Raw genomic sequence first — 20,826 nt, 5'->3', positions numbered from 1 at the left:
ATCCGTGATTGGCGTTCGCCATGGGCTGCCGGTTAGCAGAGTCTGTCCAGGGTCTCGTTGAGGGTGGACTCGATCTGGCTGTTCAGGAGGTCACGCTTGTTCTGGCTGGACTCGTCTTCCAACTCAGTGGGCAATGGTGGCATCGTGACAGTCATCGCGGCCTGGTAGCGCCCGTCGTCGCTGCTGACCGCGACCGTTTGGTAGTCCCAGAAGGAGCCTCTGCCCTCGTGCCGATCCGCGGCCGAGCATCCGTCGCCGTGCTGCCACAGTCCCAGTCCGTAAGGGGCGAAGCCGGGGCTCGTCTTCATCTCCCGCAGCGACGCCGCAGAGAGGGCCCGTCCCTGGAGGAGGCCTGCCATGAAGAGGTTCATGTCTTTGACTGTCGACACGGCCCCGCCTGCTGGAGAACCGGCAGAGAAGATGTTGTCGGTGGTATCAACGCGTTCACCTCGGAGGGTGACGTAGCCGTGCAAAAGGCCGGTCTCGTGCAGGTCGACACGGTCGAGGCTGGTGTTCCTCATGCCGAGTGGGTCGAAGACTTCCTCACGCATGACCTGGATGAATGGCTTGTGCCGCAGTGTCTGGATCAGCAGCCCAAGAGCGAAGTAGTTCGTGTTTGAATACAGGAAGGAGCCAACACTGGACGCGGTCCAGGGCAGCGTTCCGGCCAGCTTTACGCCCCGCTCCATCGTCAGCGTCCGGGAGAGAAGGGGGCGGAAGTCAACATCCCGTGGCAGGGCATCGTTGACCTCAGGCATTCCCGAAGTGTGGCTGAGCAGCTGCCTCACCGTAATCGGGCCCGGAGGCTTGAGCGCTGCGGTGAACCCGGGGATGACGTCATTGACCGGGTCGTCGAGGCTGATGAGGTGGTCGTCTACGAGCTTGAGCACCGCCACGGCTGTCATGGTCTTGGTGACGCTGGCGATCTGCACCCGGTCCGTCGGCTGGGCTGGCGTCCTGGACTCGAGGTCCCGCACGCCGTATGCCATGGACCATTCGCCCTCGGGCCACCGTACTTGGACGACGGCGGCCACCGCACCTTGATCCATGAACATCTGGACCTGCCGCTCCAAAGGTGCCAAGGCATCCGGCGAGGTTGGTGATGGGGACGGAGCGGTGTCGTCTGTGGTGTAAGTGCAGCCAGAGACCGCGAGGACCAGCGCGAAGGCCGCTCGCCTCCAGGGGCGCTTCTTCGAGCTCATGCGAGCCCTCCGATTCGGGGTGAGATGGCACTGGCGTGGCCGTGTGCGGCACCACGCCCGGCCAGACTTGTTGAGGCGCCGTCGCCCCAGCACGTCAATGTTAAGGCTAGCCTTCGCGATAAGGAACCAGCTGCCGGGCTGGCTGGCTCATGAGAAGTCTGGCGCCTCCGTGCCTGTAACTGTGAAGTGGGGGAGACGTGGCAACAACACCGCCCGAGCGCAACGTGGTAAGGCCGCGGGCACCCTTCATTCTGCTGGCCGCTGCAGTGTGCGCCTCCCGCATGCCGGCGGTGTTGGCAAAGGATTTGGTCCTGGGTTTGTCCGCGAGGCTCGACGGCGGGGTTCCGTCGTCAGCGCGTGCGGTTTGGATTGGTTCGCGGAAGACGTGCCCAACGAGCACCAATGGAGGAGGGCGGATCGTGCATCGGGTCCAGTAATCAACGTTCTACTTTACATAATGCTGATTATCGGCGTTATGAGTACGGGCCGAGAAGTGGGCGCGAAAGCTTCCGTGGATGGCCGGCCGGATGCCTTCCGCCGCTTGGCGTGCAATGAAGCAGTCAAGCTGCGTCGACCTAACGCGCCGGAGCTATTTGGACAGGCCTCGCGCGGGAACTCACCGCCAAACCCAGGACGGTCCGCCTGCTCTGCCGGCTGGCAGCCACCGCCTGTGGTAGCCGCTTTCAAGGGCGCCAGATCCATCTGACTACTTGACATAATGTCACCCCCCCAGAGCCACCCACCCCCGTCTAATTCGGCGTGTGGATGTCCGGGGCTGGTGCACCAAGCGCGTCGGCGCGGTCGTGGAATTTCCGCGCCAATGCGTAGGCCTCACGGGACTCGCCCGCGAACTCCGCGCCAGCAAGATCGCCTGCCCAATCCAGTAGATCAGCAATTTTCTTCAGGTGCTGATAACGAGGCTCGTCCCTCTGTTGCATACTCATGTGGATCCCCCAATGTCTCGGTGGCAAGGGTGAATCCCTACCCCGATGTTCCTAGGTATACCACTAGTTTGGTTGAGGCTTCAATAAGTCAGCTAGCACCCACGTACGCGGAGAGATGCTCGCCGGTCAGCGTTGAACGGCCGGCAACAAGGTCAGCCGGCGGTCCTTCGAAAACGATCTTGCCGCCGTCGTGCCCTGCCCCGGGTCCGAGGTCGATGATCCAGTCAGCGTGCGCCATGACCGCCTGGTGGTGCTCGATGACGATCACCGACTTGCCCGAGTCGACCAGCCGGTCAAGCAGCCCGAGCAAATTTCCGACGTCGGCCAAATGCAGGCCCGTGGTGGGTTCGTCGAGGATGTAGACGTCGCCCTTGTCGGCCATCTGCGCCGCCAGCTTGAGCCGCTGCCGCTCACCACCGGACAGAGTTGTGAGCGGCTGGCCGAGGGTGAGATAACCGAGTCCGACGTCGGCCAGCCGGTGCAGGATCTTGTGGGCGGCCGGCGTGCGCGCATCGCCCTCCTCAAAGAACACCTCGGCCTCGGCCACCGACATCGCCAGCACCTCGGCTATATTCTTGCCGCCTAGCGTGAACTCCAGCACCGCTGCCTGGAACCGTTTGCCGTCGCACTCCTCGCAGGTGGTCTCGACCGTGGCCATGACCCCCAGGTCTGTGTAGATCACGCCGGCCCCGTTGCATGTGGGGCAGGCACCCTCGGAGTTGGAGCTGAAGAGCGCGGGCTTCACGCCGTTGGCCTTGGCAAACGCCCTGCGGATTGGCTCGAGCAGCCCAGTGTAGGTGGCAGGGTTGCTGCGCCGTGAGCCCCGGATGCCGGCCTGGTCGATCACCACCACACCGTCGCGCTTGGCCACCGAGCCGTGGATCAGCGAGCTCTTTCCGGAACCGGCAACGCCGGTAAGGACGCACAGCACGCCGAGCGGGATGTCGACGTCGATATCCTTGAGGTTGTTGGTCGACGCCCCGCGGATCTCCAACGCGCCGGAAGCGGAGCGCACGGAATCCTTGAGCTGCGCCCGGTCATCGAGGTGGCGGCCAGTGATGGTGTCACTCCCCCGCAGCCCGTCGACGGTGCCTTCGAAGCAGACGGTACCGCCGCCGGTGCCGGCGCCCGGCCCGAGGTCGACGATGTGGTCGGCGATGGCGATGCTCTCGGGCTTGTGCTCCACGACGAGCACCGTGTTGCCCTTGTCGCGCAGCTGGAGCAGCAGGGCGTTCATGCGTTCGATGTCGTGCGGGTGCAGGCCGATCGTGGGCTCGTCGAAGACGTAAGTAACGTCCGTGAGGGATGAGCCGAGGTGGCGGATCATCTTGGTGCGCTGCGACTCACCCCCGGACAGTGTGCCGGACGGCCGGTCCAGAGAGAGGTAGCCCAGTCCGATTTCCGCAAACGAATCCAGAAGGTGCTGCAGCCCGGCGAGCAGCGGGGCCACGGATGGTTCGTTTAGGCTCCGGACCCAGTCTGCGAGGTCAGTGATCTGCATGGTGCAGACGTCGGCGATGTTCTTGCTCTTGATCTTCGACGATAGTGCTTCCTGGCTGAGCCGGGTACCGCCGCAGTCCGGACACGTCGTGAAGGTGATGGCCCGCTCCACGAACGCGCGGACGTGCGGCTGCAGCGAGTCCACGTCCTTCGACAGCATTGACTTCTGGATCTTGGGGATGAGGCCCTCGTAGGTCAGGTTGATGCCCTCGACCTTGATCTTGGTCGGCTCCTTGTAGAGCAGGTCGTGGAGTTCCTTCTTGGTGAACTTGTTAATCGGCTTGTCCATGTTGAAGCCGGCTCCGCTGAAGATGCGGCCGTACCATCCGTCCATGCTGTAGCCGGGAATGGTCAGGGCGCCCCCGCTGAGTGACTTGCTGTCGTCGTACAGCGCCGTGAGGTCGAAGTCGCTGACGTTGCCCATGCCCTCGCAGCGCGGGCACATGCCGCCGAGCCGGTTGAACGTCGCCTTCTCGGCTTTGGTCTTGTTGCCGCGTTCCACGGTGATGGCGCCGCTGGCCTTCACGGTCGGGATGTTGAAGGAGTAGGCGTTGGGCGATCCGATATGGGGCTGGCCCAGCCTGCTGAAAAGGATCCGCAGCATCGCGTTGGCGTCCGTCGCGGTGCCGACAGTGGAACGCGGGTTGGCTCCCATCCGTTCCTGGTCGACAATGATGGCCGTCGTCAGACCCTCCAGCACATCGACCTCGGGGCGCGACAGCGTCGGCATGAAGCCCTGCACGAACGCACTGTAGGTTTCATTGATCATCCGCTGCGACTCTGCAGCGATCGTGCCGAACACCAGGGAGCTCTTGCCCGAGCCGGAGACACCGGTGAACACGGTCAGCCGGCGCTTCGGGATCTCGACGCTGACATCCTTGAGGTTGTTGACGCGCGCGCCCTGCACACGGATCAGGTCATGGCCGTCGGCGGTGTGCAGTCCGGATGCCTGCGTGTCCGTCTTCGTCGTTATCGTCATCGTGTCTCCATCTGTTAAACGGATAGTAGCGGGGTTTAGCCAACCTCGTTGATGCGGATCAGGTTCCCGGCCGGATCGCGGAAGGCGCAGTCGCGCACACCGTACGGCTGTTGGGTGGGCTCCTGGACCACTTCGGCGCCGCTGGCCTGCACCTTCTCGAACGTGCCGTCCAGGTCCGAAGTGCCGAGCACGAGGCGGGCGTAGGTGCCCTTGGCCATCATTTCGGCGATGGTGCGCCGCTCGTCCTCGGTGATCCCCGGGTCGGCGGCCGGCGGTTCCAAGACAATCGACGTGCCGGGCTGGTCCGGAGGACCGACGGTGAGCCAGCGCTTTCCGCCGTATCCCACGTCGTTGCGGAGCTCGAACCCGAGGGTGTCGCGGTAGAACGCCAGGGAGGCGTCGGCGTCGTTGTGCGGAAGGAATGTCCAGTGAATGGTGAGGTTCATGCGGCCAGTCTAGGTGCGGCCGGACGGGACCGCTTCTCGATTCCTGACCGGTCTGCTCACCTGTTTCACCACGCATGACGGCATGCCTGCCGCCTCCCCCGCGGCCTGCGCCCGGTACGCGCTGGGCGGCATGCCGACGAGTTCGGCGAAGCGGCTGCTGAACGTCCCCAGCGAGGAACAGCCGACGGCGAAGCACACCTCCGTGACGCTGAGGTCGCCCCGGCGCAACAGCGCCATAGCCCGCTCGATGCGCCGCGTCATCAGGTAGCTGTACGGGGGCTCGCCGTAGGCCTCCCGGAACTGCCGGCTGAGGTGCCCGGCCGACATGTTCACGCCACGGGCCAGCGCTTCGACGTCCAGCGGCTGGGCGTATTCCCTGTCGATGCGGTCACGGACGCGGCGCAGCAGCGCCAGATCGTCCAGGCGCTGCGCTGCGGCGGGTTTGCTGGTCACAATCGAGATGGTGCTACGTCCGGCGGAAGTTGTCCAGTCCGGAGTTGTCCAGCCGGAGCCCGGTCCAATCCATTGTCTTAACCTGCGCTCTCGTTAAGAATGAACGAATGACGGTCTATGTGAGAGCCCTCGAAACTGCAGTCCCGCCGACTCTGCTCATTCAGCACGAAGCCCGTGACGTGTTCGCAGCCCAGCCCGGCCTGACCCGCCTTGGCTCACGGCTCGTGTCCACGTGCTTTGATTCCGCCGCCATCGACACCCGGTACACGGCAGTGAGCGAACTGACCCTGGACTCCACCGCCGAAGTTCCCCAGTTTTTCGATCCGCTGACCGGCCTGCTGCGCAGCCCCAGCACCAAGGCACGCAACAACCTCTTCGCCGAGGAAGCGACCAAGCTTTTCATCAATGCGGCGGACGCGGCCGTATCCAAATGCGACGGCATTGATCCGCTGGACATCACGCACCTCATCACCGTCTCCTGCACCGGCTTTTTCAACCCCGGCCCGGACTACAAGATCGTCCGCGCGCTGGGCCTCAACCCTGCCGTGCAGCGCTACCACCTGGGCTTCATGGGCTGCTACGCAGCGTTTCCGGCGCTCCGTGCGGCCAAGTCATTCTGCGAGGCGGACCCGACGGCGGTTGTGCTCGTCGTGTGCGCCGAGTTGTGTTCCCTGCACGTCCGGACCTCCAATGATCCCGACACGATCATGGGATCTGCGCTGTTTGCGGACGGCGCGGCGGCCGCCGTCGTGACAGCCCGCGTAGACCTGGAGTCCCCGCCGCTGCTCCAACTGGACCACTTCGAGACGGTCCTGACTCCGGTGGGTGAGGACTCGATGGCCTGGAACATCGGCGATGAAGGCTTCGAGATGGTGCTCGGCAACTATGTGCCGCACATCATCGACGAGCACATCGTGGGCGCGCTCGAGCCGCTGCTGGCACGCGACCCCTCCCTCCAGGATCTCGCCTACCGCGACATCACCCACTGGGCCATCCACCCCGGCGGCCGCAGCATCCTGGACAAGGTCCAGTCCCGGCTGGACCTGTACGACGAGCAGCTGCGCCCTGCCCGCGAGACGCTTCGGAACTACGGCAACATGAGCAGCGCCACGGTCCTGTTCGTCCTCAAGCACATTCTGGATCTTCCGTCGCGGGAGGGGGAAGAACGCGTCTGCTCCATGGCCTTCGGCCCCGGCCTGACCGTGGAAACCGGGCTGTTCACCAAGGTGAAGCAGCCGGCCGGCGAGCTTGACGCCGTGGCCGGTGAGGCCGAGCCGTCGCTGGCCTGACGGCGGTGCGGATCCCAGGAAGCGCCCCCGGCGTGCTCGGCCGACGGGACACGGACGCCGTCGAGGACATGGACCGGCCGGACTGCGACCCGGACCGGCTGCGGCGCACCTACAAACAGTTCGCGTTGGTCAACCGCGTGGTCTCCGGCTGGGGCCGGCTGTACCGCACCAGGCTGCGTCCGCAGCTGGCAGGCCGTGGCCCGGCATCGCTGCTGGACGTTGGCTGCGGCGGCGGCGACCTGGCCGTGATGCTTGCATGCTGGGCGGCCAGGGACGGGATCCAGCTCCACGTGACCGGGATCGACCCGGATGAAAGGGCCTTTCATTTCGCGGCCAACCGCAAGCCCGTCCCCGGCGTCGAATTCCGCCAGGCAAGCAGCGGCGACCTGCTCGCCGAGGGCAAGTCCTACGACGTCGTCATCTCCAACCATGTGCTGCACCACCTGACCGCGCCGCAACTGCAGTCATTCCTCGACGACTCCGCCGGGCTGGCCCGCCGCCTGGCCCTGCACAACGATCTCAGCCGGAGTGCGGCCGCCTATGCCCTGTTCAGTGCCGGCGCCCTGCCGCTCACGGGCTCCTACATCCGCGGGGACGGACTGACGTCGATCAGGCGCAGCTATACCGTCCCGGAACTGGCCGCCGTGGTCCCCGCCGGCTGGACGGTGGAACCGCACTCCCCCTTCCACTGCCTGCTCACCTACCGGCCGCAGGATACCTACCGGCCGCACCCGGCATGACCGATGTCCTGATCGTGGGCGGCGGTCCGGTTGGGCTCTTCCTGGGTTCACTGCTGCTGCAGCACGGCGTCGCGGTGCGGGTCCTGGAAAGGCGGACCGGACGGAATGCCCACACCAGGGCCATCGGGATCCACCCGCCGGCGCTCGCCGCCCTGGAACGCATCGGCGTTGCCCAGGAGCTGATCGGCCGGGGCGTTCCGATCCGCCAGGGCTTCGCCGTGAGCAGCGGCCGGAGGATTGCGCACATGCCGTTCGCTCCGGTCTCCGCCCGTTATCCGTTCGTCCTCGCCGTGCCGCAGCCCGTCACGGAGGAGGTCCTGGAGCGGCGGCTCCGGGAGCTGGACGACAGCGCGCTGGTCCGGGACGCCCGCGTTACGGGAATGCACGACGACGGCACCCGGGTCACGCTCAACGCCACCACTGCCGGGGCAGCCTCCAGTTACTCCGCCGCTTTCGCGGTGGGCGCCGACGGCGCGTACTCGGCAATGCGGTCCCTTCTGGGGGTCATGGCGCCGGAGAAAAAGTATCCGGACCACTACCTGATGGGTGACTATCCCGAATCCAGCCCCTATGGCTGCGATGCTGCGCTGTTCCTGGAAAGCGAGGGCATCGTGGAGTCCTTCCCGCTTCCCCGCGGCGTCCGCCGCTGGGTGGTCCGGCTGGGCAGCCCGCCGGCCAGCCCGAATGCGGAGCAGTTGGCGGCGCTTGTTGCCCGCAGAACCCGCGTGGCGCTGGACCCCGGTGCGAACACCATGTTCAGCAGCTTCGGCGTCCGTTCACGGCTGGCCGCGCGCATGGTTTCCGGCAGGACGGCTCTGATCGGAGACGCGGCGCACGAAATCAGCCCCATCGGCGGGCAGGGAATGAACCTTGGCTGGCTGGACGCGGAAGAGCTGGTGCCGGGGATCCTCGCCGTCGTGCGCGGTGAACCTTCCGCTGAGACGCTGATGCGTTTCGATGCCTCACGACGCCGGGCGGCAGCCGCGGCCAAACGCCAGGCCGAGCTGAACATGGCGCTGGGCCGGCCGCTTCCGGCAGGTCTGCTGCGACCCCGGAATGCGGTGATTGCCCGCGCTGCCGCTGTTCCGGCTTTCAATGCCCTCGTGGCCCGGCGCTTCACCATGCAGTAGCGCGGCGCTGCACGGCACATGACTGCACAGCACAATAGTGCACGGCACAAAACTGCACATCAGTAGGCTGCACAGCACTGCACCAGTCAGCACTAGGCTGTCCCCATGACCCACGCTTCGCCGCCCACGACCTATAGCCCCGCCCGCATCAGGGAAACAGTGCAGGAACTGCTGGCCGCGGAGGGCTTGCCACCCATCGTGCAGGCCGGACACCCGGTCCTGAGGCAGCACGCCGCTCCCTTCGAAGGCCAGCTGGAGCCCGACGAACTCACCCAGCTGATCGTCCTGATGAGGAAGGTCATGCACGCCGCGCCCGGCGTCGGCCTGGCGGCGCCGCAGCTGGGCGTTCCGCTGCAGCTGGCGGTCCTCGAAGACCAGTTTGAGATCGACGAGGCCACGGCGGCGGCCCGGGGCAGGGCGCCGCTCGAGTTTTTCGCCATGCTGAATCCGTCCTACTCCCGCCTGGGCAACGGGACCGCCGCCTTCTTCGAAGGCTGCCTGTCGCTGTCCGGACTGCAGGCTGTGGTGGAACGTCCCGAAAGCGTTCGGCTGGAGTATGAAACGCCCGACGGCGGTCATGTCACCAAAGACTTCAGCGGCTGGCAGGCGCGGATCGTGCAGCACGAAACCGACCACCTCCACGGCCGGCTCTACATCGACCGGGCCGAGCTCCGGTCGCTCAGCACCAACAGCGAGTACGCCGCGCGCTGGGCCGAACCGGGCATTGGTTCCGCCAGCCGGGAGCTCGGCTTCCCCGCCGGCGCGCAGGCAGGCCGGGAAGCCGAGGCGGATCAGGCAGAGGCGGTTTAGGCAGGCGCGGACTTGGCGGACGCGCTTTCCGGGGTGGCAATGCGGTTGCTGTCCGTCGGCAGGTACTTCGCCCACCAGGCCAGGATGTGCTCGAACCGCTGCCGCCGGTGATGCGGCGTTCCCGAGCGCGACAACTCGTGGTCCTCGCCCGGGAACACGAGAAACGCGGAGTCGACGCCCTGCTGTTTGAGGGCGGTGAAATAGCGCTGGCCCTGCTCCACCGGGCAGCGCAGGTCGTCTTCGCTGTGAATTACCAGCGTGGGTGTCCGGACCGCGGACACCGTTGCCATGGGGCTTTGTGCGGCCACCTGCTCGGCAGCCGAGCCAACGTATTCACCGCCAAAGAACCAGCCGATGTCTGACGAGCCCGTGAAGCTCACCGGATCAAGGAAACCCCGCTCCACGATGGCTGCCCGGAACCGGTGGTCCTGGCTGATGGTCCACGCCGTGAGGTAGCCGCCGTAGGAACCGCCCATGATTCCCAGGGCGCCGGCGTCGAGGGAAGAGAACTTCTCGAGGCTTCCGTCCAGGAAGGCGAGCACGTCCTGCATGTCCACGGTGCCCATCCGCTCCTTGATGGACCGGCCGTGGGCCTGGCCGTAACCGGCCGAGCCGCGCGGGTTGCACATCAATACCGCGTATCCGGCCGCGGCATAGACCTGTGCTTCATCAAAGAACGCGGTGGTGTACTGAGCAAACGGTCCGCCGTGGATGTTCAGCAGCACGGGGTGGGGACCCTTGCCCGGCGGCAGAACCAGCCAGCCGTGGACCGGGTAGCCGTCCGGGGCGGGGAACGTCAGTTCCTGCGGTTCAATGATGCCCGCTTCGGTCCGCAGGGCGGCCGAGAAATCGCTGAGCAGGCGGAGCTGGCCGTCTTCGAGGACCCCAACATCACCCGCCGTCGCGGCGTCGCTGTAGCTGAGGAACACGGTGCCTGCACCGTCGCCGGCACCGGCGACCACCCGGTCACCATGAACGAGGAGCGAGTGGTCTCCCGTGGCGCTAAATTCGAGCAACTCCACGGTTCCCTGGGCATTATTGAGCACCAGCGCACTGTCCTTGCCGCGGAGGCCGATGGTGGCACCGGGCGCTTCGATGTCCATGTTCTCCGCGTCGCTCAGGGCCGTGGCGTCGCCGCCCGCGGTCGGCATGGCGTAGAGGACCGTGTTCTTGGCTACGAAGTCCTGGCGGGTGCTGCCCAGGTCCTGGCCAGTGAAGAACAGCCAGCGCCCGTCCGCCGACTCCCGGACGTCCGAAACGGTCTGGGCACCCACGTTGGGGACCGGCACCAAAGCAGGCGTGCCGCCGTCGGCCGCTATGCGGTAGATCCCGGATACCAGGTCCTGGTCGGCATCCTCATGGAGGGCCGCCACGAAGTAAATGGCGCTGCCGTCGCTGCTGAAGGTTGCGCCGGTGTGGTCGGTTGCCGATGTCGTGAGCCGGCGTGCCTCCGGGAAGCCGCCGGATTCCTCGCCGGGCTGCGCCGGAGTTTCACCCTCGCCGTCGCTCTTGCTGCGCGCACTGTCGCTCCGCTTGGCGGCGCGCCCCACTGGCTTGACCCAGGGTTCCCCGCCCAGCTCCGGAACATCGAGCAGGAAAAGCTGCAGCGGCTTGTCGCGGGTGTAGCCCTCACCGTTCATCCTGTACTTGTAGTCTTGGATGAACCGGGCGTCCTCGGCGCCGGACCCCACGCCGTCGAGCGTTCCATAACGGCCCGCCTCCGGTTCCCTTGAACCGAACACGATGCGGTTCGAATCCGGCGACCAGGCGAAAGAGCTGACACCCATCTTCCTGTCAGTCAGGGCCTGCGGCTCCCCGCCAGCGGCCTCCACCACGTGAAGCTGGGGCGGGCCGCCGGGGGCGGCGCGGAGGAAAGCCAGCACGCGGCCATCCGGCGAAAAAGCCGGCGCGGTGTCGCGGAAGCCCCGGGTCACGCGGCGGGGAAGTTTTTCCGGGTCCCGGGGCACACTCCACAGCTGGCCTACATAGGAGTCGGAGTCGAAGTCCGGCCGTACGACGGACACAACGGCCCTGGTGCCGTCGGGGTGCACGGCGGGGGCGGAGACGGAGTTGAGCAGCGGCAGATGTTCAGGCTTCATCCACGTGAGCCTAGCGGGTCGGGCGAGGGCACGGAACGGCAGCCGCGGAAAGCACCTGCCCTAGGATTGTCCTCATGCTCCCGCGCCTGCCCGTTCTGCTTTGTCCCGTCTGCCGTCAGGACCTCCAGCCCGTCGGCGACGGCGGTACCGGCCGGGTCCGGGCGCTGGCGTGCCGGGAACGGCATAGCTTCGACGCCGCCCGGCAGGGGTACTTCAACATGCTGGTGGGCAAGGGAACCGCCTTCGAATCGGATACCGCGGAGATGGTGGGGGCACGGGCAGCGTTCCTCGACGCCGGTCATTACCGGCCGCTGGCCGACGCACTGGCCCGGGCGGCCGCGCCGGCGTTGAACGGCCCCGCCCCAACGGTCCTCGACTCCGGGACGGGAACGGGCCACTACCTGCGGGCGCTCCTTGACTATCTGGGGGACCACTTGAAGACCAGTGAACGCGGTGACGGCGGCGACGGTGTGGCCGCCGTCGGGCTGGACATCTCCAAGTTCGCCCTTCGCCGCGCCGCCAAACTCAACCCGGACGCCATCAACCTTGTGGGTGACGTCTGGCAGCCACTGCCGCTCCCGGACGCCGCCGTCGACGTCGTCACGGTGGTGTTCGCGCCACGCAACGCGGGCGAGTTTGCCCGCGTACTCAAGCCCAAGGGCAGGCTCATCGTAGTGACGCCGCGCGCCGGCCACCTAGGGGAAATCGCCAGCCAGGCCGGAATGCTGGGCATCGACCCCGCCAAGGACGAGCGCCTGGCCGACGCGCTCTCAGGCCGCTTCTCCCTGCTGTCGACGCAGGACCTCGATGTGGACCTGTCGCTTTCCCCCGAGGACGTGGCCAACCTGGCGCTCATGGGCCCTGCCGGCCACCACACGGACCGCGCCACACTCACCGAACGGCTGGCCGGCCTGCCGCAAACCACCACAGTGTCCGCACGGTTCCGGATCAGCATCTTCCTGCCCTCGGAAATCCCCGCTCCATAACGGCTTGGCCACGTTCCTGCGCTGCCTGCCATTCTCCTGCCGGGCGCTCCTGCTTCGGTCTACGATGGAAGAAAGTCACTGAGGGTCTGCCCCGCAGCCCTCGGGATCAAGGGGGAAAGCGATGCTTGAATGGCTTGGCCAAAACTGGTGGGCGCTGTGGCTCACCCTCTTCCTGGTGTTCGCCGCCGTGGAAATGCTGACCCTTGACCTGTTTTTCATCATGCTGGGCGGAGGCGCCCTGGCCGGTCTGGTGGCCGACTTCGCCGGCGCTGACCTCTGGCTGCAGATCGTGGTGTTCTGCGTCGTCTCGCTGCTGATGATCGCATTCGTCCGCCCGGTGACACTCAAGCACCTGCACAAAGGCCCGCCCGAACAGCGCACCAACATTGACCGCCTGATCGGCGAATCAGCGCTTGTTTTGGAGGCAGTCACCGCCACCGGCGGACGCGTGAAGATCGGCGGCGACATTTGGAGCGCCCGCTCGCAGTCCGGTGTCCTGCCCGAAGGCCAGCGCGTGATCGTCTCGGCCATTGAAGGTGCGACGGCGGTCGTGTCACCACAGGCCGAGACCGCCGTCCAGTAGGCGGTTCCCCATGGGTTTCTGCTCCCGCCACGGCGGAGCGGCAGATTGCGGCGAGTTTTCGCCAGGTTAGAGCTTCACTGAAAGTTGGGGACAAAGGAGAAGTATGGATAGCCCAGGCGGAATCGCACTCACGTTCGTGCTGGTGGTTCTGATCATTTTCGTCATCATCGTGCTGGTCCGCTCGGTGCGGATCGTGCCGCAGGCCCGCGCCGGCGTCGTGGAACGGCTGGGGAAATACCAGCGGACCCTCAATCCCGGCCTGACCCTCCTCATCCCCTTTGTTGACCGGCTCCTGCCGCTGCTGGACCTGCGCGAGCAGGTGGTGTCCTTTCCGCCGCAGCCCGTGATCACGGAGGACAACCTCGTGGTGTCGATCGACACCGTGGTCTACTTCCAGGTCACCGATCCGCGCGCTGCCACCTACGAGATCGCCAACTACATCCAGGCCGTGGAGCAGCTGACCACCACCACCCTGCGTAACGTCGTGGGCGGCCTGAACCTGGAAGAGGCACTCACTTCCAGGGACCAGATCAACGGCCAGCTCCGCGGAGTCCTGGACGAAGCCACCGGCCGCTGGGGCATCCGCGTCTCCCGGGTGGAACTGAAGGCCATCGACCCGCCGCACTCCATCCAGGATTCGATGGAGAAGCAGATGAGGGCGGAACGTGACCGCCGCGCCGCGATCCTGACCGCCGAGGGAACCAAGCAGTCCCAGATCCTGACCGCTGAAGGGCAGCGGCAGGCCGCCATCCTCAAGGCCGAGGGTGACGCCAAGGCTGCCATCCTGCGTGCCGACGGCGAGTCGCAGGCCATCCAGAAGGTGTTCGACGCCATCCACAAGGGCAACCCGGACCAGAAGCTGCTGGCCTACCAGTACCTGCAGACCCTCCCGAAGCTCGCGGAAGGCTCCTCCAACAAGCTGTGGATCATCCCCAGCGAAGTCGGCGAGGCACTGAAAGGCATCGGCAGCGCTTTGGGCGGAACCAACCCTGATCCCCGGTCCGGCGACCTGTTCGGGAGCCAGGACGGCGGCCCACCCGACCCGTCCGGCGGCCACCCCGGCGAGGCGGCGGCCCGGACCCAGGCGTAGCGTTGTAAGGAAAGCAAAGGGAGGCAGACCGGTTGGCCTGCCTCCCTTTGCTTGTGCACCTACCCGCGTTGCTGCGGCTGGCCGGATTGCTGCCCTGTGCCGGATGCTGCATGGCCGGATTGCTGCGGCCTGCCGGAATCCGTATAATTGGATATTTGTCCGGCCGGATCAGTCCGTGCGGAACAACAATGCTTGGCGAAGCGTTTCACCTAGTGATGCTACGTGAACCACACCGTAGTCCGGAGGCACCCTTATCAGGGCTTCCGGCTAGCGCGGAGTCCGCTCCGCGAACCGATTAGAGGGAGAAATCATGAGCGATCGCAGCCTGCGAGGCATGCGTCTTGGCGCCCAAAGCATGGAGACCGAATCCGGCGTGGAGCCGGCTCCGCGTCAGCGGGTTGAGTACCGGTGTGAGGACGGCGAACAGGTTTTCGTAACCTTCTCTTCCGAAGCCGAAATTCCCCCTGTCTGGGTTTCCAAGACCGGCAAGGAAGCGCTGCTCGTTGATGGCGAACGCCCGGACACCAGCAACGAAAAAGCAGTCCGAACGCACTGGGACATGCTGCTGGAGCGCCGCTCGCTTCCCGAGCTTGAGCAGATCCTCGAAGACCGCCTCACCATCCTGCGCGAGCGTCGCGGCGAACGGCGTTCAGCCTAACCGCTACTGGCCGGCAGGCTGGCGCTACAGCCAAAAAGGCCGGATCCGCTGCACCATTTGGTTGCAGCCGATCCGGCCTTTTGCGTATCCGCCTGGTCCTTGTGCCGTCAGTCGCGCGGGGTCTTGCCGGTCAACTTCCGCCAGCGGGCGGTCAGGCCCCACTTCGTCACATTGATCATGGCCTCAACCACGATATTGCCGCTCATCTTGGAAGCGCCCAGTTCACGTTCCACGAACGTGATGGGCCGCTCTACGATGTTCAGCCCCATCTTCGCTACGCGCCACGCGAGATCCACCTGGAAGCCGTAGCCCACGGAATCGACCTGGTCCAGGTTCAGCTTCTCGAGCGTGGTGCGCCGGAACGCCCGGTACCCGCCAGTGACATCCTTGATCTTGAGGCCGAGCATGATGCGCGCGTATGTGCTCCCGGTCCGGGAGATGGCCTGGCGGTACAGCGGCCAGTTCACGACGCTTCCACCCTTCACCCAGCGGGAACCCATGGCGAGGTCTGCGCCCTGGTCCACGGCCTCCAGCAGGGAGGGCAGCTGTTCGGGCTGGTGCGAACCGTCGGCGTCCATCTCCACAAGGACGTCGTAGCCGGCGTCCAGTCCCCACTTGAAGCCCGCGATGTAGGCGGCGCCCAGGCCCTCCTTGCCCTTCCGGTGCAGTACGTGGACCTGGTTGTCCGCGGCAGCGATGCTGTCCGCCAGCTGTCCGGTGCCGTCCGGGCTGTTGTCGTCCACAACGAGGACGTCGGAAGCCGGCACGGCGGCGCGGAGGCGTCCCAGAGTCTTGGGAAGCGACTCCAGCTCGTTGTAGGTCGGGATGATGGTGAGGACACGCACAGGGAGGCCTTTCCTGGATGGGAGCGGTCAGCACGCGGGGAGCCTGGCGGGAACGCCGGCTCGTAAAGCGCAACTCCCCATTATACGGTCCCCGGACAGCCCTTCCGTCCGCATAGCCGGCAACGGGGCCGTAAGTGCCCTTCGCGCTTGTTCATCAGCAGCACGGCTGCCGGGGTCCGGTTGCGCCACGGGCGGGTCCACGCGCCACGGGCCAGTTGCTGATGCCGCGATAAGCGGATGGAGGAACTGTTTTCTGCTGCGCTTTGGACCCGCCCCGGAAGCACAATGCTACGGACTGGCTGGGGGCTGTCAACAGCCCTCTGACCTGCCAGTTCACGTATCGTCGCACGTCAGAGGCACTTCTCGGCGGGTGATGCGTCGCCAGATGGCGGCTGGATGGCGCAATATGTCGCCGCCAGACCCGCCGGCTTATCAGGCGCGCAGGGCCCGTGCGGAGAACAGCTCCAGCCCGTTCCGCACCGTCTGCAGGCACCGGGGATCCGTGCCAGTGTCCAGTGCCGGCAGCAGCGGCGTGCGGGCACGGGGATCCGTGCTCCAGGACTGGACCCTGCCGTCAGCCACCTGGACCATGAGCTCATCCACTTCCCAGACGGCGAAAGTTGCGGGTGCGCCCGGTACCAGCTGGCCGGCCATGGGATTTTCGTACCGCGCGGCGCGCCAGCCTGCCCGCGTGTGGCCGAGGAAGGCTGCACGGGCAGAGATGCGCTGGTCTGCGTCGTGGTGTTCGAGGCAGGCCCGCACGCTGGACCATGGTCGGAGCGGCGTCACCGGGGTGTCGCTGCCAAAGCAGATCGGGACACCTGCCGAGTAAAACGAGGCGAACGGGTTCATGCCCCGGCTGCGGGTACCGAGACGCTGCTCATAGAGGCGTCCTTGGCCGCCCCACGCAGCGTCGAAGACGGGCTGCGCGCTGACCGTCACGGAGTACTTAGCCAGGCGGGCAATGGCGTCGGCGTCGGCCATTTCGACGTGCTCAAAGCGGTGCCCTGCGGCCCGGACCCGCTGCTCCCCCACCTCGGCGGCTGCCTCCTCGAGGGCCTGCAACGCCGCATCGAGGCCGGCGTCGCCGATGACGTGGAATCCGCCCTGTATACCCAGCACTGAACAGGCCGCCAGGTGCGCGGCCGCGTCAGCGACTGAAAGGTAGGTCGTGCCGCTCTCCTCCGGTGCGTCGGCATAGGGTTCGCGCAGGGACGCCGTGCGGGAGCCGATGGATCCGTCGATGTTCAGGTCCCCGGCAAATCCGCGGACCCGGACGCCGAGCTCGGCAAGCAGCGCCTCGGCGTCGGCCGCTGTCGGCGTCAGTTGCCCCCAGTACGGGAGCACCTCCGGCGCCGGCCGGGAGCCTGCCGCGTCATTCCATCCGGCGGCCACCCGCAGGTCCTCGACGCTGCTGATTTTTGGTGCACCCATCTCGGCCAGCGCCACATACCCGTTGGCCGCTGCCTCGTCCAGCGTACGCCGCTGGTATTCCTGCAGCGCAGCGGACGAAAGGCGGCGGGTGGCCTGCCTGGCAGCACTGTGGGCATGGCGCCTGACGTGACCGCCGGGCGCGTAGCCGTCCAGCTCCGCAAGCCCGGCACTGGCTATGAGTGACGGCGAGACGAGGGCCGAGTGCACGTCAACACGGGAAAGGTAGACCGGACGGCCAGCGGCAGCCCGCTCCAGTTCTCCGGCATCCGGGAGCGTGGGGTTGTCCCAGCGGGACTCATCCCAGCCGTGTCCCAGCACTGCGCCGTCCCCGCCCGAGGCCGCGACGGCGTCCAGCAGTTCGCGGGCGGACCGGACACCGCCGAGCTGCAGTGAGTCCAGGGCGATGCCGGTCTCCGTCAGGTGGGCGTGGGAATCCACAAAACCCGGGGCGACGAGGGCGCCGCGCAGATCGATGATGTCCATGGAGCTGTCTGCGATGGAAGCAGCAGCCTGCTCCGAACCGACCCAAGCGATGGTGTCGCCGTCCACGAGCATGGCCGTGGCGAAGGGATCGGCCGCGGTGTAGACGGAACCGTTGCGGTATAGCGTGACCTTTGACGGTCCGGTTCCCTCCTGCGGGCGGGCGGGGGCATCGGCCATGGAGGCGCTCCTTGGGGTGTTCAATCCGGGTGTTCGGTGCGAAATGTTCAATAGGGCGGTCGGGCCGTGCGGGCCGTCAGCCCACGGTGGAGTAGGCGACGACGCCCCGCCTGATCTGTTTGATGGCCTCGGCGCAGAGCCGCGCCAGCCGGGGGTCGAGGCCGGGAATCTTGGCAAGCTGGTCCAGCAGGTCGATCACCTGCTTGACCCACCGGACGAAGTCGCCGGCGGCCAGGTCGGTGCCGCTGAGCACCTCCTGCAGATGCCGGCCGCGGGCCCACTTGTACATGGGCCAGACCAGTCCAAGTTCGGGCTCGCCGGTGAGCGGCAGCTTGTTCTGTTCCTCCACGTCCTCCAGCGCAGACCACTCATGGACCACGATATCCACGGCCGTCTCAAGTGCGATGCTGGGCATGCGGGGCCGCAGGCCGCGGTCCTCACGCTTGGCCTGGTACACCAGCACGCTGGCGAAGGCAGCCACCTCCACGGCGTCGAGGTCATCGAACGCGCCCTGCCGCAGTGCCTGGGAGATCAGCAGGTCCTTCTCGCCGTAGATCCGGCGCAGCCGCTGGCCGTCAGGACTGATGCGGTGCTGCCCGTCCTCGGTGGATTCCAGGTAGCCATAGGCGGACAGGACATCGCAGACCCGGTCAAACGTCTTGGCGATGGTGTTGGTGCGCCCCTGGATCTGGCGGACCAGGCCGTCGGTTTCCTTGCGCAGCTTCCACCAGCGTTCGGACCACCTTGCGTGGTCCTCGCGTTCGCTGCAGCCGTGGCACGGGTGGGCGCGCAGGGCACGCCGCAGGTCGGCGATCTTCTTTTCCTGGTTTTGCATGGCAGAGCCCAGCCCGAAGTCGGTGTTGCGGCTGTTTCCCCGGGCCGGCGGCCGGTTCTCCCGCAGCGCGTTCCGGACCGACGAGGCCAGGTCCCGCCGCGACTTGGGAACCTTGGCGTTGAAGGACTTGGGGATCCTGATCCGGGTCAGCGGCGCAATGGGCCCCTCGAGGTCATCGACGCCGATCCGGCGCAGCTGGTTTTCCAGTGTCAGGATCGCGGGCCTGGGCTCCCGGGAGCTGTGGTCCGAGCTCAGCACTACGGCGAAACCCGGGGCCCTCCCGGCCGGGACATCCACGACATCGCCCGGCAGGAGCCGGCTCAGGGAATCCTCGTTGAGCGACTTGCGGGCCCGCGACTTGCTCCGCGAAGTGAAGTTCTCTGCGTCGGAAAGTTCCCGCCGGAGGCGCGCGTATTCGGTGAAGTCGCCCAGATGGCACGTCATCGACTTTGCGTAGCCGGCCAGCGACTCCTCACGGCTGCGCACCTGCCTGGCCAGCCCGACCACCGAACGGTCAGCCTGGAACTGGGCGAAGGAGGACTCCAGGATTTCCCTGGCCCGCGGCCGCCCGAATTGGGCCAGCAGGTTGATGCTCATGTTGTACGTGGGCTGGAAGCTGGAATTCAGCGGATACGTCCGGCGGGAGGCAAGGCCGGCCACGGCAGCCGGGTCCGTGCCCGGCTGCCACAGAACCACGGCATGGCCTTCGACGTCGATGCCGCGCCGGCCCGCCCGGCCGGTGAGCTGGGTGTACTCGCCTGCCGTGATGTCCACGTGGGATTCGCCGTTGAACTTGTCCAGCTTCTCCAGCACCACTGAGCGGGCGGGCATATTGATGCCGAGGGCCAGCGTCTCTGTGGCGAAAACCGCCTTCACGAGGCCGTCCGCAAAGAGTTTTTCGACGACTTCCTTGAAGGTGGGAAGCATGCCCGCGTGGTGGGCCGCGAAGCCGCGGAGTAGCCCGTCGCGCCAGTTCCAGAAGCCCAGCACTTCAAGGTCGTCAGTGGGGATGTCCTGGCCCGCTTCGTCCACGCGCTGGGCGATGATGCGCTGTTCCCGCTCCGTTGTGAGCCAGAGTCCGGACGCCACGCACTGGGCGACGGCGGCATCACACCCGGCCCGGGAAAAAATGAAGGTGATGGCGGGCAGCAGGTCCTGCCGGTCAAGGCTTGCGATGACCTGCGGGCGGCTGGCCCTCCGAGCCGCGGTACGGGTCTCCTGCTGGGGCCGGTCGCCGTAGCGCTGGCGCTGCTGGCGCCGCTGGCTCCGGCCGCCGTGGCCGAAGCGGCCCTGGAAGTTGAGCTGGCTTTCGGCCCTCGAGAGCGTCAGCAGTTCAGGATTGACCTCGAAACCCCGCTGGCCGGCGTCGTCGGGTGACGGCGCCAGTGGCAGGGCAGCTGCCGCCGCAGGGCTGCCGGCGGGGGCGATTTCGTCGAAGGTGGTCTCGCCCGCGAAAAGGTCCAGAATGTCCCGGCCCACCATGACGTGCTGCCACAGCGGCACGGGCCGGTGTTCGGAGACGATCACGTCGGTGTCGCCGCGGACGGTGTCCAGCCAGGCGCCGAACTCTTCGGCATTGGACACCGTGGCGCTGAGGGAGGCGACCTGCACCTCGCTGGGCAGGTGGATGATGACTTCCTCCCAGACTGCTCCCCGGAAGCGGTCGGCCAGGTAGTGGACCTCGTCCATGACCACAAAACCGAGGTCGAACAGAGTGTCGGAGTCGGCGTACAGCATGTTGCGGAGGACCTCGGTGGTCATGACCACCACGGGCGCGTCGCCGTTGATGCTGGTGTCGCCAGTCAGGAGTCCGACGTTCGCCTCGCCGTATTTCTCCGCCAGCTCGGTGAATTTCTGGTTGCTGAGCGCCTTGATGGGCGTGGTGTAGAAGGCCTTCAGTCCGCGCTGGAGTGCCAGGTAGACGGCGAACTCCCCCACGATGGTCTTGCCGGCACCGGTGGGCGCGGCGACCAGCACCCCGCGGCCTTCCTGCAGGGACTTGCACGCCTGCCGCTGGAAGTCATCCAGTTCAAAGCTCAGTGTGCGGGCGAATGCACCCAGGTGGGTCTTTGCTTCCGCGGCCCGTTCGGCGCTGGCGCGGTACCGTTCGGAGGGCGACGGAGTGGTGGTGGACATTCCTCAA

General features: G+C 66.5%; 17 protein-coding genes. 8 read left to right on the top strand and 9 right to left on the bottom strand.

The features are described 5' to 3' along the window. Positions 1 to 32: 32 nt before the first annotated feature. The 5 genes from DBZ45_RS15875 to DBZ45_RS15855 form a co-directional block, all read right to left on the bottom strand. Positions 33 to 1,202: a serine hydrolase domain-containing protein gene (locus DBZ45_RS15875; protein WP_111904835.1), complete on the bottom strand. Its 1,170-nt coding sequence runs from the start codon at positions 1,200 to 1,202 to the stop codon at positions 33 to 35. A 749-nt stretch (positions 1,203 to 1,951) separates the two neighbouring features. Next, on the bottom strand, positions 1,952 to 2,146 hold the full coding sequence (locus tag DBZ45_RS15870; RefSeq protein ID WP_111904834.1) for a hypothetical protein: 195 nt from the start codon (positions 2,144 to 2,146) through the stop codon (positions 1,952 to 1,954). Positions 2,147 to 2,234: 88 nt separating this feature from the next. After that, positions 2,235 to 4,625: an ATP-binding cassette domain-containing protein gene (locus DBZ45_RS15865; RefSeq protein WP_111904833.1), complete on the bottom strand. Its 2,391-nt coding sequence runs from the start codon at positions 4,623 to 4,625 to the stop codon at positions 2,235 to 2,237. Between the two features lie 35 nt (positions 4,626 to 4,660). Next, positions 4,661 to 5,071 carry a VOC family protein gene (locus DBZ45_RS15860; RefSeq protein WP_111904832.1) on the bottom strand — a complete coding sequence of 137 codons (411 nt, stop codon included), beginning with the start codon at positions 5,069 to 5,071 and terminating at the stop codon, positions 4,661 to 4,663. Positions 5,072 to 5,080: 9 nt separating this feature from the next. Continuing rightward, positions 5,081 to 5,524: a helix-turn-helix transcriptional regulator gene (locus DBZ45_RS15855; protein WP_111904831.1), complete on the bottom strand. Its 444-nt coding sequence runs from the start codon at positions 5,522 to 5,524 to the stop codon at positions 5,081 to 5,083. A gap of 107 nt (positions 5,525 to 5,631) precedes the next feature. Between DBZ45_RS15855 and DBZ45_RS15850 the strand changes: the two genes are divergently transcribed. The 4 genes from DBZ45_RS15850 to DBZ45_RS15835 all read left to right on the top strand — a co-directional run bounded on the left by DBZ45_RS15850 (position 5,632) and on the right by DBZ45_RS15835 (position 9,493). Beyond that, positions 5,632 to 6,813: a type III polyketide synthase gene (locus DBZ45_RS15850; RefSeq protein ID WP_111904830.1), complete on the top strand. Its 1,182-nt coding sequence runs from the start codon at positions 5,632 to 5,634 to the stop codon at positions 6,811 to 6,813. An 11-nt stretch (positions 6,814 to 6,824) separates the two neighbouring features. Further along, positions 6,825 to 7,553, top strand: a complete 729-nt coding sequence (locus tag DBZ45_RS15845; protein WP_262982866.1) for a class I SAM-dependent methyltransferase — start codon at positions 6,825 to 6,827, stop codon at positions 7,551 to 7,553. After that, entirely contained in the window at positions 7,550 to 8,683 is a 1,134-nt protein-coding gene (locus DBZ45_RS15840; RefSeq protein ID WP_111904828.1) for an FAD-dependent oxidoreductase, read from the top strand. The genes DBZ45_RS15845 and DBZ45_RS15840 overlap by 4 nt, the downstream gene beginning before the upstream one ends. Before the next feature lie 105 nt (positions 8,684 to 8,788). Then, positions 8,789 to 9,493, top strand: coding sequence for a peptide deformylase (locus DBZ45_RS15835; protein WP_111904827.1), 705 nt, complete (start codon positions 8,789 to 8,791; stop codon positions 9,491 to 9,493). Here the strand turns inward: DBZ45_RS15835 and DBZ45_RS15830 are convergent. Next, positions 9,490 to 11,592, bottom strand: a complete 2,103-nt coding sequence (locus DBZ45_RS15830) for a S9 family peptidase (RefSeq protein WP_111904826.1) — start codon at positions 11,590 to 11,592, stop codon at positions 9,490 to 9,492. The genes DBZ45_RS15835 and DBZ45_RS15830 overlap by 4 nt on opposite strands. Positions 11,593 to 11,666: 74 nt before the next feature. Between DBZ45_RS15830 and DBZ45_RS15825 the strand changes: the two genes are divergently transcribed. From DBZ45_RS15825 to DBZ45_RS15810, 4 genes are all read left to right on the top strand, one after another. After that, a complete protein-coding gene (locus DBZ45_RS15825; RefSeq protein ID WP_111904825.1) occupies positions 11,667 to 12,578 on the top strand; it encodes a putative RNA methyltransferase in 912 nt (303 codons plus the stop codon). A gap of 121 nt (positions 12,579 to 12,699) precedes the next feature. Then, positions 12,700 to 13,161: an NfeD family protein gene (locus tag DBZ45_RS15820; protein ID WP_111904824.1), complete on the top strand. Its 462-nt coding sequence runs from the start codon at positions 12,700 to 12,702 to the stop codon at positions 13,159 to 13,161. Between the two features lie 103 nt (positions 13,162 to 13,264). After that, positions 13,265 to 14,251 (top strand): SPFH domain-containing protein, encoded by a 987-nt coding sequence (locus DBZ45_RS15815; RefSeq protein WP_111904823.1) that lies wholly within the window; start codon positions 13,265 to 13,267, stop codon positions 14,249 to 14,251. Positions 14,252 to 14,561: 310 nt separating this feature from the next. Then, positions 14,562 to 14,909 (top strand): RNA polymerase-binding protein RbpA, encoded by a 348-nt coding sequence (locus tag DBZ45_RS15810; RefSeq protein ID WP_003802221.1) that lies wholly within the window; start codon positions 14,562 to 14,564, stop codon positions 14,907 to 14,909. Between the two features lie 107 nt (positions 14,910 to 15,016). Here the strand turns inward: DBZ45_RS15810 and DBZ45_RS15805 are convergent, their stop codons facing one another. The 3 genes from DBZ45_RS15805 to DBZ45_RS15795 all read right to left on the bottom strand — a co-directional run bounded on the left by DBZ45_RS15805 (position 15,017) and on the right by DBZ45_RS15795 (position 20,819). After that, positions 15,017 to 15,754 carry a polyprenol monophosphomannose synthase gene (locus DBZ45_RS15805; RefSeq protein ID WP_111904822.1) on the bottom strand — a complete coding sequence of 246 codons (738 nt, stop codon included), beginning with the start codon at positions 15,752 to 15,754 and terminating at the stop codon, positions 15,017 to 15,019. A gap of 432 nt (positions 15,755 to 16,186) precedes the next feature. Beyond that, positions 16,187 to 17,848 carry an amidohydrolase gene (locus DBZ45_RS15800; RefSeq protein ID WP_111904821.1) on the bottom strand — a complete coding sequence of 554 codons (1,662 nt, stop codon included), beginning with the start codon at positions 17,846 to 17,848 and terminating at the stop codon, positions 16,187 to 16,189. Between the two features lie 76 nt (positions 17,849 to 17,924). Then, positions 17,925 to 20,819 (bottom strand): DEAD/DEAH box helicase, encoded by a 2,895-nt coding sequence (locus DBZ45_RS15795; RefSeq protein WP_111904820.1) that lies wholly within the window; start codon positions 20,817 to 20,819, stop codon positions 17,925 to 17,927. Between the last annotated feature and the right edge of the window lie 7 nt (positions 20,820 to 20,826).

Origin of the sequence: Arthrobacter globiformis (assembly GCF_003261175.1) — a bacterium.
Classification (GTDB): Bacteria; Actinomycetota; Actinomycetes; order Actinomycetales; family Micrococcaceae; genus Arthrobacter; species Arthrobacter globiformis_A.
This window is presented reverse-complemented; position numbering and strand designations above follow the sequence as displayed.